The organism is Daejeonella oryzae DSM 19973, from assembly GCF_000422945.1.
Classification (GTDB): domain Bacteria; phylum Bacteroidota; class Bacteroidia; order Sphingobacteriales; family Sphingobacteriaceae; genus Daejeonella; species Daejeonella oryzae.
Window position 1 is genome coordinate 1 of record NZ_AUHA01000009.1, and the last position, 15,372, is coordinate 15,372.

Sequence of the window (15,372 nt, forward strand, 5' to 3'; positions counted from 1 at the left end):
TGACCTACAAGAAAACTTTTGAATACTTTGAAAAGGAAGATATATATTTTGGAGTAGGAGGTTCATCAAAAACTTTTGAACTTGAGAAAGGTAATACAGGAAATCTCGAACAGATTAAAACGGAATTAACAACGTTTATTAGAGCTTTGGAAGCGGCGGACTTGAAACCTCGTGAACTAAAAAATGGCTGGGCATAACACAGGCTCTGTTGCAATTGCGGGTGACATGGTTTATGTTATTTCAGTCCTTTCATTTACATTACTGCGGGCTTAAATGTAAAGTGCCAACATTCCGCAACAGCAACAAGCCTAACCGTTACCATCAATGCTAAATAACAAACAACTAATGATAAGAATTAAGCAAATCCTATTAACAATCTTGACCGTGCCTCTACTTGCAGGTTGCGACTTTATAAGCAACACTTTTAAATATAAGGATACAACTAAAGTGTTCATGGAGACTTTAATAAAAGAGGACTATAACAAATGTGTTGACCTTATGGCTATGGACTACGAAATAGCGAGAAACACCAACGTTGACACAATGAAATTGGGTTTAGCCAATTTTAGAAAGCTTATAGTTGACAATTGGGGAACGGATTTAGAATACTCGTTAATGAAATCTGAAAAGAAATTTTCAACTGTTGAATCCGAAAACACACCACCAAACACGACTCTTGTTTTAGTAGAGTTTTCTAACATAAAGGACTTTGGTGTTCTCCAAGTTTTGTTTGACGACAAATCCAAAAAGATTTTAAATATAAAAACGCTTGACGTAAAAGGACCAATTCCATCAATGACAATTTTTTGGCTGTTTGGACTGATTGCTATTTGCATTCCTATCTTCAATATTTATGTTATCAGACAAATCAAGCACAGCGATTTAAATAAAAAGTGGATAAAATATATTGCAATCATTTTTTTAAATGTTCCGGCAATAACATACGCAGCAGTAAACGGACTATCTTTCAATCTTTTGAATTTTCAAATTTTATTTGGATTTAGTTTTGGCTATATGGGATACCTTAATTCTTATTGGACATTTGGAATTCCACTTGGCGGACTTTATTGGTTTTGGAAACTTAAACAGAGAAAAGACGAAGTTCTAGAAAGTGAATCAACTGTGGACCAAAACGTAGAAACTGAACCAACATATGACAATTTAAAACCAATGGCAGAATAAAAGCACAGATGGTAACACCGGCTTGTAGCTATTGCGGGTGAAATGCTTTATGTTAAACCAAGTACTTTCTAGTGTATGAGTGGTGATTTGAAGCTAAAATGCTAATGCCGCAACAGCAACAAGCCAAAACGTTGGCAGCAAATGTAATACCCGAACTACCTACCAATACCGAACATAACAATATATTCGCGACCCTTATGCCAATATTAATTAGAGAATGAGAAAAATACAGCTGATCTTAATTTGTATTCTTCTGTTTAGCAGTTGTGACGGGTCTTTGGGAGGTTTCGATGATAGAATTTTTCCAACATCTAAAAAAAAATTAGAAGTAGCACTGGATCAATTGTATTTGGATCATCCTCAATATATCATTCCCGATAAATGGAAGGATTTTGATAGTTGGTCCCGTAATGGGTATGACTTTTTAGAGAGCAGGATATTTTACTTAAGGGAGCATCCAGAAGAGATGTATTACGTTTCGTTCGTAGGCGATTCTGCCATGCTGGCAAATCCGAAGCAAGTAGTTATAGCTATAAGAGCGGTTAATAAGGGTGATTATAAGTGGTATTTAGAGGAAGACTGTGATAAGAAAGAAAGGGAAAGAATTGAGTCGCGTTTTGATCAAGAAATAATTTCTAAACTAGAAGGGTATACACAATGCAAAGCAAAACGTGATTAACGATTCTATAAAAACATCAGCTGCCAACATCAGGTTTAAATTATGCCCGGGTGACGTGGTTCTTGTTCTGTTCTGCTTTTTATTTACATTAGTTCTCGTGCGACAATGTAGTGCTTTCTATTCGGGCACAATATAAGCCTTAACCGTTATAGGCAATTACCATATATGAACCGCGTAACTTTAAGTTTTTTCCTTTTTTTCCTATCAAGTTGCACAAATTCCAGCGACAAGGTCATAATAGCAGAAAATATTGGCCGAGATCCAATTTTAGGTTACGTGACAAGATTTGAGGCGGATGACAATAAGAAATACATTCTTTCATTCACGCCTAATAACAATATTAACAAAAAAGAAATTTACACAGGGAAGTATTCAATAGTTCAGGATACGCTTTATTTAGATGGTGATAAACGATTTAATAAGGCAATTTTCAAACATGGATATATTGAATTCTTCGATTTACATTGGAAGTTGAAGTTAGTAAAAAATTTAACGTCGATTGATTCAGACATTTCACTCCAACATCAATCAGACTTTACATTTTTTACATACAACGGAGATCTTATTTTTAAAGAAGGTAAAAGTGTTGACTTAAATGATCAAGACATCAAACAAGTAAAAAGCCTTATCCAGAAAACTATTAGGGCGGAGTCGAAAAGATTTCGTAACCATTCAAATGAAAATGAATATTTTAAACAAGGCCTTTCGATACTCAATAAAAGGAACGAAAAAGAGGTATGGATTAACTGTATTTCCAAACTAAACAGATATACTGATTGGCAAATGCGAATTATTAAGGCTTATGATGGTGGAGACGCATATTTCAACTTAAAAATAAATCTAACCACAGGAAAGGTTTATGATATTTCTATAAATGGCGAAGCTTAACTGCCTATAACACCACCTTGGTGCTATTGCTGGTTTCGGTGGTGTATGTTATTTGTCTGCTTTCTCTTACATTAATGCGAGCTTAAAAGTGACGTCCAGTTAATGCCGCAACAGCAACAAGCCTTAAACGTTAGGCAAAATTATAAAGAATGACCGTCTCTGAATTCACTCCTATATTGACACGACAGATAAACGGCTTGACTAATGAACAAGCTGTTGATTTTGGGTTAAATATTTGCCGCCGACTTCTTCCCGAATATATAGATTTCTCCCAACGAAATAATTGGGGCGATCCAGATACCCTAGAAGATTCAATTAAGTTCTGCATACAAAATAAGACTTTTCAAAATGTTCAGTTTGACAAAGCTAAAGAGTTTCATGAAGCGGTAGGATTAGTCATTCCAGATATGGACGATTTTGGAGACTTAGATAGTAGTTATGCATTAAATGCCTCTTGCGCTGTTTTAGAACTTTTGGAATTTTTCTTAGATGGCGACAAAACACATGTTCTTAATATCAGCACATATATGACTGATACAGTTGACTTTAAAATTAGTGAAACAGAACCAGAGTTAACAAACGAAGAATTGGACAATCACGAAAAAATTGTCAAAGAACTGAAATATCAACTTGATCTACTAAAAAATAACGTTGCCTAACAACAGCTTGGTGCAATGCCGGTTTCACTGGTTTATGAAAGCTGGAATTTTATAATATCTTTAGTGCAAGTATGTTAAGACAGTGCTTTTTTATTCGGCACTGCACCAAGCATCAACGTTATGTGTAATTTCAGACAAATGAGTAAACTCCTAATAATCCTTTTTCTCACAGGACTTCTAAGTAGTTGTTTAACGTCTAAAAAAAACGAACAGGGATTATACACTTATGAGTATTGCACCACTAGCCCCGGTAAAAAGAGCATCTTGATTTCTAGCCAAAATGCTACATCAGCTGACGATGATCTTAAAATTTCAGGGACTGTAATTGATTTGAGAACAACTGAGCCACTTATGGGAGTCCCAGTTACAGTGACCTCTCAACACGATAATATAAAACAAAGTAGTATGACCGATAGTGTTGGTCGGTTTTCTTTTGAAACTCCTAAGGGAGTTTACGTTTTGAAAGTTCAATTTCTCGGCTATCATGAATATACTTCAAAGATCGACTCAACGCAAAGTTTGTTCATGAATATAGGAATGGGTGCACAAAGCGCTTTTGTGACTTATGGAATAACAAGTAAGAGCAAATTAACCAAAAGGCAAGTCAAGGTAAAGGCACTTGAATTGAACAGTAAATAATAAAACTACACATAACACAGGCTCTGTTGCAATTGCGGCTGACGTGCTTTATGTTATTTCTGTGCTTTCTATTACATTAGTGCTGGCTCGAAAGTGACGAGCGATTAATACGCAACTGCAACAAGCCCTAACCGTTAGGGGCAAGCACACTAAGACAACGAACAACGTGACTAACTCAAATGATGAAATACTCGACAATTTAAACTTTAGCGGTGACACTAATTCATGGTTCGATTTATGGCATCTTCATGTCGATGATGATGGCAAAGGCAATACAGATTGGTCAATAAGAGAAAAATCCTTAAAGGAGCTTGTTAGACTATTCCATAAATTAAATGAAAAGTTGAAAGCATATCCCCATCAATTTCAGCTATGGATCGAGGTTTACGATAACGATTCTGAGGATGATGCCATCTATGTTCATACCAAAAATCCTAATTCAAATAACTTTCCGACTAACTTTCCAACGGAGTTCCCCCCTGACTTGGAGAACGAAAGGCTTATGGGTTTTTTAGCGCAACAAGGACTAAGCTTATTTGGACAAAAGATGATGGAAGGAAATGTTTATTTTCTATACGACAAACATGTAGGACTCCAATTCACATAAAATTGCCAGCCCCTAACAACAGCTTTATGCAATGCCGGTTCAGTGGATTATGAAAGCTGGATTTAAATAATATCTTTAGTGCGAGAATGTTAAGCCAGTGGTCTTTAATCCGGTACTGCACAAAGCATCAACGTTAGCAGCAAGTAAACAAACCGACAAATGCCTTTACATATCTATCTCGGAGGACTTTCCCTTCTTTACTGGTCATATCTGTTAGACCCATTTACAAGACGACCATTACGACGAAATTATCTCAGATTGTATAATGACAAGAGGTATTTAGGTGTCAATGTCTTTTTATCATCTTTATTATTAATTGCGAACACGCCTTTTTCGAGCCTACCTTTGATTTTTATTATCCTAGCGCTATTGATAAACAAGATTTCATGGGCGTGCTATGGGAGAAACTTCATATTTATAGTCAGAGGAGATTTAATAAAAGGTAAAGTGATTGACTATATCTTTTCTATTTCATTATTGCTAGTATCAATGACTTTAAGCATAATAATTATGATTGCACTGAGACAGGACTTAACAAGAATTACCTGCTGCTAACATCACCTTTGCTAAAATGGCGGTTGACGTTATTTCCAAACTTTTTCTACATTTAACTAAGGTTTGTGCCGAGCGACAATGAATTGCTTTCTATCCGCCATCTTCGCAAAGCCTTAACCGTTATGCACAAGCTTAAAAAAAACGACAACAACTTGAAAACATTGAACGTTTTGAAAATTTTGACCAGCTTGACAATCTTGACTGTTTTACAATCTTGCAACATATTTGATGCCAGCAAGAATGAAATAATTCTCGAGAAATGTGGTTTTAGCAGAATTCACAAAGCTGTACTTTTTCTGAAACCTGGGAATGCAACGACTAACAATTCAATTCATTTATCTATAATTGACTGCAAAGACAAACTTGAAGATTCACAAAATGGAAACGTATTCGTGGCTGACTCTGACCATGGTGATGCAACAATTGACAGTCTTTGTGTGATTTTTAATTGGCAATCAAATGACACGCTAAAAGTATACTATGACAGTACCCTCAGAATTTTCAAACAAGAAGCAATATTGAAAGATTTAGTAATAATCTATGAAAAGAAATGAAAGCCTGTGCATAACAAACGCTATAGCAAATGCGGGTTTGCGTGTTCGTTGAAACATTTGAAATCTTTATATATATTTGTGCTGGCAGACAGTTGAGCAACAATCTATTCCCGCACTTGCCATAGCGTCAGCCGTTACCAGAAATGCTAAAATGACCGACTATCTACTCAATAATACCGACCCAGAAGACATGGAGGACTTCCTTGTAAAGGTTGAAAAATCATTCGACATCAAATTTGCACATGCTGAATTATTAAACGTTACAACTTTTGGGGAACTTTGTGATCATGTTTCCAATAAAATAAAATTAGAAAACTCTGAAGACTGTACAACCCAACAAGCATTTTATAAACTTCGCCAGTCTATATCTACCGTATTATCCTTCAATCTAAATGACCTTACGACTAAAACTTTAATAGTTCAGATTTTACCAAGACCTAATCGAATTTCAAAAGTCAAGGAATTAGAAAAGCATTTAGAGTTCAAGCTTGGAATTTTACGACCTAAACATTTAATAAGCGGCTCATTGATTTTTGTTTTACTTGCTTCAATAATCGGACTGTTTTTTAATTGGAAGATTGGTATTTCAGGACTTTCTATTTCTTTAATCGGACTTTGGCTTGCATATAAATTCGGTAAAGAAGTCGACCCAACAACACTTCGTCAAATAGCTGAAAAAATGACAAGGGAGAATTATTTAAAATCAAGGCGAAATTCAAAGACGTTCAACAAAAGGGAAGTAGAAATAATCTTAACAGATTGGTTTAGCGACCTATTTGACTTAGAGAAATCAAAATTGACACGAGATGCAAAGCTCGTTTGACAAAAAAGCACATCTGGTAACACCAGGTTTAAATTATGCCCGGGTTCCGTGGTTCTTGTTCTATTCTGCTTTTAATTACATTTAGTGCCGGGCGACAGACAGTGCTTTAAAGCCGGCACAATATAAACCCTACACGTTGTGTGCAATGCTAAAAGACCCGACAAAATGTTTCAAGACTTACGGAAACCGTTCTTTTTACTAGGCATTTTGGCAGTCATTTCATGCGGACAAAATAATTCAAAAGAAAAAATGAAATGGTTTACAACTGATACGGAGTACGACGGATTACCTCTTTATTTGCGACGTCCAGCTCATGAAAATATATGGAAGGATAAGACAAGACTTCCTCAACTATTTTGTATAACGCATAAACTCGACAAGGTTAAAAAAAATGGATTGCCCGAATCGGTCTACAACAAAACATTAGATGGTTTCGACGAGGAATTGGTGTACCTATTTGACCCTGCAAAAGAAGGAATAATTGTTCTTGTAGAAACCTTTGCGGGTAAAAGAAACTATTGGTATTATCTTTCAAAAGCGACTGACTATACTACCCAAGTAAATCGTATCAAGGAAAAATATCCACTCCATAATATCTTGACTTCTAATCAAGAAGATGACGATTGGGGATTTATCAAAGAGTATCCGATTAACTTATATGGCGACAAATAAGCACGTGCACACAACAGCAGGTTTAAATTATGCCCGGGCGACGTGGTTCTTGAAAGTTTCTGCCTTTTAACTACTTTAGTACCCGGGCGACAATTGGTGCTTTCTAAACGGGCACAATATAAACCTGTAAACGTTATGCGGCATTTTAAAACAACCTATGCGTATCAACATCGACGTTGACGAATCAATAAGAACTGAACGATTAAAAGTGGTTCATAAGGACTATTTTCAAAAGTTTGAATCAGTATTTTACATTTTTGCCTCTCTGCTCCTTATTTTTATTGGGTTATTTTTTCCGACTTTGATGACTTTTCAAGGCATTACGGAAGGCCGAGACAAAATTGTAGTACCGCTAGTAATTTTTTCCCCGTTCATTCTTGCAGGCCTGTTGACTCTGTATGCATTAATAAACGATAATCGACTTAGGCGATTTAGAGGTCTGGATGAAAAATATAATCGTGAAGTTGTTTCGAAAATTTTAGAGCAGCGGTTTGGAATTGCGATTAATAAGAGTGGAGGTAGAACAATGAGAATTTATAAAAAAGCAACTTGTTGGAAGTGGGGAATAAGAGTAATAGTTATTTATGACGAACGCGACGTCTTAATTACAGTTTCAAGATTTAATAATAGAGGAACCAAATCACCTTTTCATCCTTGGTTTGACGACAGAAAAATAAAAGCAATCATAAACGAGTTTAACGAGATAAAGAAAAACACAGCATAACACAGCCTATTGCAAAAATGGCGAACGACGTTGTTCTCGGACTTTTCTACCTTTAACTAACTTTTGTGCAGGGGCGACAATGAAGTGCTTTCTATCCGCCATCTTCGCAAAGCCTAATCGTTAGGCACAATTATTAAGACAGACACCATAACAATGAACATTGCTTATACGACAAGAAATTTCCACCCTGACGAGTTGCGAATATTAAAGACATTGAAAACGCAGAAAGAAAAGGAAACAAGTAGTAAAATCAAGTTCTATCATTTTCTTATTGCAGGACTTTTAGGAGCAGGTTTGACATATATTACGACTATAATTCCAGACAGTTTTTGGACGTTTCTTTTCGGGACGATTGCTGTTTTCGCCTTTTCGTTTATTGTTTTTGGGCCTTACGAAATCTACAAACAGAAAAACAGACATAAGTTGTTTTTACGACAACTAAGTTCAGCTATAGAGAAAGGGATAGTTGATACTTGCTTAGTTAATACCAAACGTATTGCATTAGCACCAGAATATGAAGATGAAAGCGACCTGTATATTGTTGAACTTAATGACAACGAAGTTTTATATCTGTGGGACATTGAATACAACCTAAATAAAAAGTTCCCTTGCTTAGAATTTGAAATATACGAGGACACATTTTTAAAACTTATTGGCAGACAGATTTATCCGTTAAGCGAAAAAATTCAACCATTACAAATTGACAAGAAAGCAAAATGGAATTTTATGAAAACATATGGAGCATTAGGACATTTAGAAATAGAAAAAATTAACTTTGACGAACTATTACAGAAATATAATAACTGTGCCTAACACGGGTTTGGCAAAAGTGGCGGTTCAGTGCTCCGCAGACACATTTGTGGTTAATCCAAGTTTAGTTCTCCGCATCAACATTTGTGGTGAAAATTGCCACCTTCGCCAAGCCCGAAAACGTTATGCACAAGCTTAAAAAAAACGACAACAACTTGAAAACATTGAACGTTTTGAAAATTTTGACCAGCTTGACAATCTTGACTGTTTTACAATCCTGCAACATATTTGATGCCAGCAAGAATGAAATAATTCTCGAGAAATGTGGTTTTAGCAGAATTCACAAAGCTGTACTTTTTCTGAAACCTGGGAATGCAACGACTAACAATTCAATTCATTTATCTATAATTGACTGCAAAGACAAACTTGAAGATTCACAAAATGGAAACGTATTCGTGGCTGACTCTGACCATGGTGATGCAACAATTGACAGTCTTTGTGTGATTTTTAATTGGCAATCAAATGACACGCTAAAAGTATACTATGACAGTACCCTCAGAATTTTCAAACAAGAAGCAATATTGAAAGATTTAGTAATAATCTATGAAAAGAAATGAAAGCCTGTGCATAACAAACGCTATAGCAAATGCGGGTTTGCGTGTTCGTTGAAACATTTGAAATCTTTATATACATTTTTGCTGGCAGACAGTTGAGCAACAATCTATTCCCGCACTTGCCATAGCGTCAGCCGTTAGCTGTAACGCTAAAAACCTATCCTATGATTAAGACCTATCAAATAAAGACTTCTTCATCTAATGACGAAATTTTAGAAAGACTTAAAATCGTAACGATAGAGGAACAACCATTTTTAAAACCTAGGGGTATTAAGTTTTTAGGACGTATTAATGATCAATCTTTCAAACTGATTACATTTCATGCGCCACCAATGGAATTTGAATTCAAAGTGCTAGCCGACCAAATTCAGTTTAGTTATAAGAAAGAATCATTGGTTCCTGCACTCAAAGGAATAATGTATGGACTACTCATTTCATTATTTTCAGGTTTCATGTTATATGCACTACTGAGTAAGGACTTTGATTGGTTAGGTAGAATATTAGTTGGATTAAGTTTCGCAATCATATTTGTATTCTGCATAAAGTTATATCCATTCCTTTATAAAAGGTTTGTTCTCCCAGATGACCAAAGATTTATAATAGACTTAAAAAAAACGTTGCAAGTGGACATAGAAGAAGCGCAACAGCTAACACCAGGTTAAAATTATGCCCGGTGATGTGGTTCTTGTTCTGTTGTGCTTTTTATTTACTTTAGTCCTTAGGCGACAATGAAGTGCTTTTTAATCGGGCACAATATAAACCTGTAAACGTTATAGGTAACTTTATGACAAAAAACATCTACAAAATAATATTCCTTCTCTTATCGACTGCTTTTTTTGCCTGTAATTCAGAGCCTGAAAAAAGTGAAGAAAATACTGACTCTTTAAAGTTGAAAACGGAAGCAAAAGTTGATAGCTCTGTCATAGAAACCGAAAATCCAAGTATTTCTGACTGTGTTAGAGGTAAAGCTGAACCAATTGTGAAAAAATCAGTTTTCCCGAACTGTGTATTCAAGTTGAACGCTGACGGTTTAACGGCAATTGAAAAAATTGAACTTGGAAATGGCGACAAGGTAACCATAGAGAATACAGGTTGCGAATATTATGTATTGAATTTTAGAATCGAAACTTCAAAATATCAAGCCGACACAACCGACATTCCATTTTGGTACAATAAAGCTTATTTATTAATGACCGAACTATCTAAAGGAATTGACTCCCCTATTCAAATTAATAAAGGGCTTGAATACCTTAAAATTTATATGGACAAAAACCAAAAAATAGAATTGGGAGAAGAAATTGACTTTGGTGGAAACGACATTAGAGATTTTCTTTCATTAAACAGAATTGAAAAATTGACCGAGAATAAATTTGCAATCGAAATATCTTTTGCAACCGGACCTTTATGATGAATAAAAACAAAGCTACCTATAACAACAAGTTTGTACAAAAATGGCTGACCTGCTTAAAATAACTTTCTACAAATTAATTAAGTTTATGCAAGCTGAAATTGGTATTGCTTTAATGCCATTTCTATACAAACTTGCAAAACGTTATATGCCATTTTAGGACGACCATACAATCAACAACGACAGAACATTGGAAACATACATTACAAAACTTAAACACATTCTTCCGACTTTTTTCATAATTGCCATATCGACAATTGTTGGACTTTTACTTTTTCGTTGGCTCTTTGTTATACAATTTGACATCATAGACCTCAAAGAAGAAGTTTGGTGTTTGTGGTTACCAATGGGCTTGCCTTGGATACCTCTTTTAATTTGGTTACGACCACGATTTAGAATATTGACATTTAAAAAGGACAATGACAATGGACGCTTTTTCTTTCAATTTTTATCAGCAGGGACAATTATTGCTTGCCTTTTGGTTTCACAAAATTACTTAACGACAGCAACGGGCAGACTTCAAAAATTATCGACAATCAGGGACATAGAAAAAGTAGAAAAATCACGCTACTATGAGTTGACAAATTTTTCTGTTGCTAATTATTACGGTGGCACTTACACAGACTTCAGACAAAGTGGAAAATATAACCAATACTTAAACTTCGACATTTTTTTCGTTACTCCTATCCTTAAAGACACATCGGAAAGAATTGATAATATTCCGAAATATTGGTATGGCGTAAATTTTAAAGAACAGATAAGTAATAAAATTAGTAACGAAGAAAAAGAGAAAAAGTATCAAGCGTTTTACGATGAGTGCATTGAGAAAATGAATAAGTATGAATTTCATTCATTAGACCATTTTGAGAGGAAACCAACATCAGACGACAGACAAAATTATTTGAAGGCAATAGAAGCAAGAACTAAACAAACAGCCAACGATGGTTTCATTGTATTAGAACCAATCAAAGAAAAATATGAAGACAGAAATGGAAATAAATTTGCTTGGATATTCGGTTCATTTGGAATTGGGCTTGCAGTATTATTGTTTGCATTAATTTGGCCAGGTTTTAGCGAAACTGAAAAGAAAAGATTTTTAACAGGTAAAAAACCAAAGCAAGACGATTTAGTTGATATGCTTAACTACCTTGTTCCAAAATTCGACCATTTTGCAACTTCAATAATTTTAGACCTAAATCTTCTAGTCTTTTTATTTATGGTTTTCTCTGGTATTCACATAATATCACCAAACGGAATGGAGTTACTTCAATGGGGAGCAAATAGACGATTTGAAACAACAGGTGGAGAATGGTGGCGTCTATTGACAAGTATGTTTTTACACGGTGGTATTATGCACTTGTTTCTAAACATTTCAGGACTTGTAATTGCGGCTATTTTTGTAGAACCATTACTCGGACGTAAAAATTATTTCATCTTGTATATTTTATCAGGACTTTGCGGAAGCCTTGCAAGCATTTGGTGGTATCCTAACACAATTAGTGTTGGTGCATCAGGTGCAATTTTCGGACTTTACGGTGCAATACTTGGACTACTTTTAACTAACGCATTTCCCGAAGGAGGTAAAAAAGGAATACTAATGATGATTGGAATTTATGTTGGTATAAATTTACTTTGGGGTTTGACAGGCGGCATTGACAACGCAGCACATATTGGCGGACTTTTAAGCGGAGCATTAATCGGAATAATATTATACAAACTTGACGGTGGACAGAAAAACGGCATATAACACGGGTTTGGCATCAGGCGGGCTGATGTGGAAACTTGAAGCTTTGTACTACTATTCAAGTTCAGTGCTTGTTGACAGTTTTGAGCTCCGAAACCCGCCCGAACGCCAAGCCCGAAACCGTTAGCTGTAATTACCCTGCTGTATGAAAGGAGTATGGCGGGAAAGAAAATGTTTGAACGGCTGTGGATGAAGGGGTAAAAGGCAAGCCCCAGAATCCACTGAGGCTTTAATTTTAATTAATTATGGCTAAAAAGCCCAATTCAAACAAGTTCGTGCGTGTTTATCGCCCGACAAAAGACGGTAGAAGCTACTTCTATCGCTCTAAACCTTCAGCCTGTCCTAAAAAGGATAAGCCATAAGGCATGGGGAGTTAATGGCTCCCCGTTTTGTAAAGATACTGAAATATCCTATACGCTGTATGAAAGGAGTATGACGTAAAGCTAACGGATAGGATAATAACTTAATTAAAACAATAGTTATCTTTTTTTCGATTTATTATTGCATATTCGAACCCATATTAATATCTGCTTGTAAATGAATAATGAAGGTTATGATAAGGTAAGATCGTCTAGAACAGCAACAATTGAATATAAATTTACTAGTATTGGTAAAAAAGGAGAAATTGAAAAAATTATAGAGTATAAAGAATATTCTCCAGACTTACCTAATATTTACAATCTAGGCTTTGGTCAATTAAAAGAGGATGGATTGTCAATAGATGATACTATCAGGTCTGATAATGGCGATATGGAAAAGGTCTTATCTACTGTTGCACATACCATTTACGATTTTACTACGCTTTACTCTGATAGAATTGTTTATTTAAGAGGCAGCTGTCCCGTTAGAACAAGAATATATCAAATAGCCATAAATAAACATTATGACGAAATCATAAAGGACTATGATGTACACGGCCATATCTATATTCCAAAATCTGAAAATTCAGAATTAGTGAGCTATAATGAGTTGTTTCAAAAAAATAAAAACTATTACGGGTTTCTCCTAGTTAGAAGATAAATTTCTATATTGTATTAATTATATATATTTGTAATATGAAAACAAATCAAAAATTATCCACTCGAACAACCCTTATAAGGGTTGACAAGAGCTTAGATAAGCTCAAAGGACTAAATTTGTTTGAGAAAAAATTTGAAGAATCAAAGGCTGTATTATTAAAAACCAAGCTTTCTTTTAAGTAAATGCTTACATATCATAATTTTTAAGCTCTGCCAGTCAGAGCTTTTTTTATGACTATATATATACATATTAAACTAAAAAATGAAAACTTTAGAACAATTAGAAATAGAATTGCTTGAAATTGAAACCAGACATATCGAATGGTTTGAAAATAACCCAAATAATATTCGACCAAATCAAAGAAACACTATTATGGATTATTTTTTACCAAAATCCAATCCAAACGGTACGTGGAATTATAATTTTCACCCCGAAATGGAATTGTCGAAAGAAATTAAAGACGAATGTTCGGCAGTATTAGGTATCCCAGCCTTGTCAAAATAGTCTTTCAAAGCGGTTAAAAGTACAAAATCAGGTATGCCCATACCCTCGCTAACATCATCGTTACTAAACATGAATTTTATGTGTCCTTTTACGGAACCAGCGTAAACTTCCTTATTATTAATAGTAATACTAATTTTGTTATATGGGTATTGATTTAATGGAGTATAATCGTTCTTGCTTTCCATGACATATAGTAACTACAGCTAACATTGCATTTGCGCAAATGGGCTGTTGTGGTGAAACTTATTTTATTACTTTCTTTTTAATATTTTCGGCTATCATAGCAAATAGGGGTATCTCCCCCATCTTCGCAAATACTAACCGTTAGGCGTAATAATAACAACCAATTGAAACAACCTACCTTTTATTTCGAACGTTTCCGACCTTGGGACTACATAAGTATTATTTTTTACATTTTAATAAGCATTGCAATTTTCCTGAACCTTAAGGGAACCATTAAATTGGGCAATAAGGGCGAATACTTATTGATGTATACAGTGTTAACACATCTTCTGATCTACTTTATCAATTATCAATCACTAAGAAACTTTGCCGTGTACATATTTTGGTTGGGTATCGGAGTGGTTCATTTTATCTTTTATATAAAACTAAAATTGAACCCATCTTTGGAAATGGTAAACGGACATTCAGCAACGGGATTGAGGAATACGATTATTCTTCTTGTTCTTTTTCAAGTTTTAAGAATTTTAAGTTTAAATATTCAAAAACAAGAATTTGTTGCGGTTTCAAAGGGCAGGTATGATCTCTTTGATGAAAGGAGGGTAAATATTCTAGACTTTATAATCTTTGTAATATATTTTAGTTCATCTATGGGATTGTTGTTTATATGGGAGTAATATTACTACGCCTAACATCAGGTTTAAATTATGCCCAGTGACGTGGTACGCGAAAGTTTCTACTTTTAACTACTTTAGTGCATGGGTGACAGTTTGGTGCTTTTTAATCGGGCACAATATAAACCTGTAACCGTTATGCCCAACCATAAAACATGCAACAATTCATAAGACTAAATCTTAAGAAATTTAAATACATTTTTCTAATACCTGCTGGTGTTATGACTGCTTTCATTTGGTTTCTATTCCTTTTTGTAGACTCATCAAAGACTTATACTTTATCAGAAAAAATATTTATACCACCGACGATGGGATTGTATGTTGGTTTTATCATCCTGACTTTGGCTTTTGTCTCTGGCTATTACACCTTTTACAAAAACAGAAAGACTTTAAATAAGTACCCTTATATTGAATTGGAAGCGCAACTTGGCTTTAAAAAACAGTTTTTTGGAAAGAATAATATATGGCGTTTCACTGAAGAAATTTTGGTAGGTCA

At 34.8% G+C, this 15,372-nt stretch carries 19 protein-coding genes; all 19 read left to right on the forward strand.

Annotation, left to right across the window (positions count from 1 at the left end; all coding sequences use genetic code 11):
* A partial coding sequence (locus G521_RS18225; protein ID WP_036679351.1) for a hypothetical protein occupies positions 1 to 197 on the forward strand: 197 nt, incomplete at its 5' end.
* Between the two features lie 148 nt (positions 198 to 345).
* Positions 346 to 1,182, forward strand: a complete 837-nt coding sequence (locus G521_RS17235) for a hypothetical protein (protein ID WP_051189749.1) — start codon at positions 346 to 348, stop codon at positions 1,180 to 1,182.
* 217 nt (positions 1,183 to 1,399) lie between these two features.
* Entirely contained in the window at positions 1,400 to 1,861 is a 462-nt protein-coding gene (locus G521_RS0112985) for a hypothetical protein (RefSeq protein ID WP_026898917.1), read from the forward strand.
* Positions 1,862 to 2,026: 165 nt separating this feature from the next.
* Complete coding sequence (locus tag G521_RS17870) at positions 2,027 to 2,749, forward strand: hypothetical protein (protein WP_026898918.1); 723 nt, start codon at positions 2,027 to 2,029, stop codon at positions 2,747 to 2,749.
* A gap of 149 nt (positions 2,750 to 2,898) precedes the next feature.
* Positions 2,899 to 3,408 (forward strand): DUF416 family protein, encoded by a 510-nt coding sequence (locus G521_RS0112995; RefSeq protein WP_026898919.1) that lies wholly within the window; start codon positions 2,899 to 2,901, stop codon positions 3,406 to 3,408.
* A 138-nt stretch (positions 3,409 to 3,546) separates the two neighbouring features.
* Positions 3,547 to 4,047 carry a carboxypeptidase-like regulatory domain-containing protein gene (locus G521_RS0113000; protein WP_162141796.1) on the forward strand — a complete coding sequence of 167 codons (501 nt, stop codon included), beginning with the start codon at positions 3,547 to 3,549 and terminating at the stop codon, positions 4,045 to 4,047.
* 166 nt (positions 4,048 to 4,213) lie between these two features.
* Entirely contained in the window at positions 4,214 to 4,654 is a 441-nt protein-coding gene (locus G521_RS17875) for a hypothetical protein (protein WP_051189747.1), read from the forward strand.
* Positions 4,655 to 5,274: 620 nt separating this feature from the next.
* Complete coding sequence (locus G521_RS0113010) at positions 5,275 to 5,763, forward strand: hypothetical protein (RefSeq protein ID WP_155975803.1); 489 nt, start codon at positions 5,275 to 5,277, stop codon at positions 5,761 to 5,763.
* Positions 5,764 to 5,839: 76 nt separating this feature from the next.
* Positions 5,840 to 6,586, forward strand: coding sequence for a hypothetical protein (locus tag G521_RS0113015; RefSeq protein ID WP_220096076.1), 747 nt, complete (start codon positions 5,840 to 5,842; stop codon positions 6,584 to 6,586).
* A 165-nt stretch (positions 6,587 to 6,751) separates the two neighbouring features.
* Complete coding sequence (locus G521_RS0113020) at positions 6,752 to 7,258, forward strand: DUF695 domain-containing protein (RefSeq protein ID WP_155975805.1); 507 nt, start codon at positions 6,752 to 6,754, stop codon at positions 7,256 to 7,258.
* Positions 7,259 to 7,415: 157 nt separating this feature from the next.
* The gene (locus tag G521_RS0113025) at positions 7,416 to 7,982 is read left to right on the forward strand and encodes a hypothetical protein (protein ID WP_026898924.1); all 567 of its coding nucleotides are present in this window, start codon (positions 7,416 to 7,418) and stop codon (positions 7,980 to 7,982) included.
* 153 nt (positions 7,983 to 8,135) lie between these two features.
* The gene (locus tag G521_RS0113030) at positions 8,136 to 8,795 is read left to right on the forward strand and encodes a hypothetical protein (RefSeq protein ID WP_026898925.1); all 660 of its coding nucleotides are present in this window, start codon (positions 8,136 to 8,138) and stop codon (positions 8,793 to 8,795) included.
* 152 nt (positions 8,796 to 8,947) lie between these two features.
* Positions 8,948 to 9,349, forward strand: a complete 402-nt coding sequence (locus tag G521_RS18230; protein ID WP_220096077.1) for a hypothetical protein — start codon at positions 8,948 to 8,950, stop codon at positions 9,347 to 9,349.
* Between the two features lie 161 nt (positions 9,350 to 9,510).
* Positions 9,511 to 10,008, forward strand: a complete 498-nt coding sequence (locus G521_RS0113040) for a hypothetical protein (RefSeq protein WP_026898926.1) — start codon at positions 9,511 to 9,513, stop codon at positions 10,006 to 10,008.
* 122 nt (positions 10,009 to 10,130) lie between these two features.
* A complete protein-coding gene (locus G521_RS0113045; protein WP_036679362.1) occupies positions 10,131 to 10,754 on the forward strand; it encodes a hypothetical protein in 624 nt (207 codons plus the stop codon).
* A gap of 190 nt (positions 10,755 to 10,944) precedes the next feature.
* Positions 10,945 to 12,501 carry a rhomboid family intramembrane serine protease gene (locus G521_RS0113055; protein WP_026898928.1) on the forward strand — a complete coding sequence of 519 codons (1,557 nt, stop codon included), beginning with the start codon at positions 10,945 to 10,947 and terminating at the stop codon, positions 12,499 to 12,501.
* Between the two features lie 534 nt (positions 12,502 to 13,035).
* Positions 13,036 to 13,518: a DUF6934 family protein gene (locus G521_RS17250; RefSeq protein WP_051189748.1), complete on the forward strand. Its 483-nt coding sequence runs from the start codon at positions 13,036 to 13,038 to the stop codon at positions 13,516 to 13,518.
* A gap of 261 nt (positions 13,519 to 13,779) precedes the next feature.
* Positions 13,780 to 14,022 carry a hypothetical protein gene (locus G521_RS18175; protein WP_155975807.1) on the forward strand — a complete coding sequence of 81 codons (243 nt, stop codon included), beginning with the start codon at positions 13,780 to 13,782 and terminating at the stop codon, positions 14,020 to 14,022.
* 1,009 nt (positions 14,023 to 15,031) lie between these two features.
* A partial coding sequence (locus tag G521_RS0113080; protein WP_026898931.1) for a hypothetical protein occupies positions 15,032 to 15,372 on the forward strand: 341 nt, incomplete at its 3' end.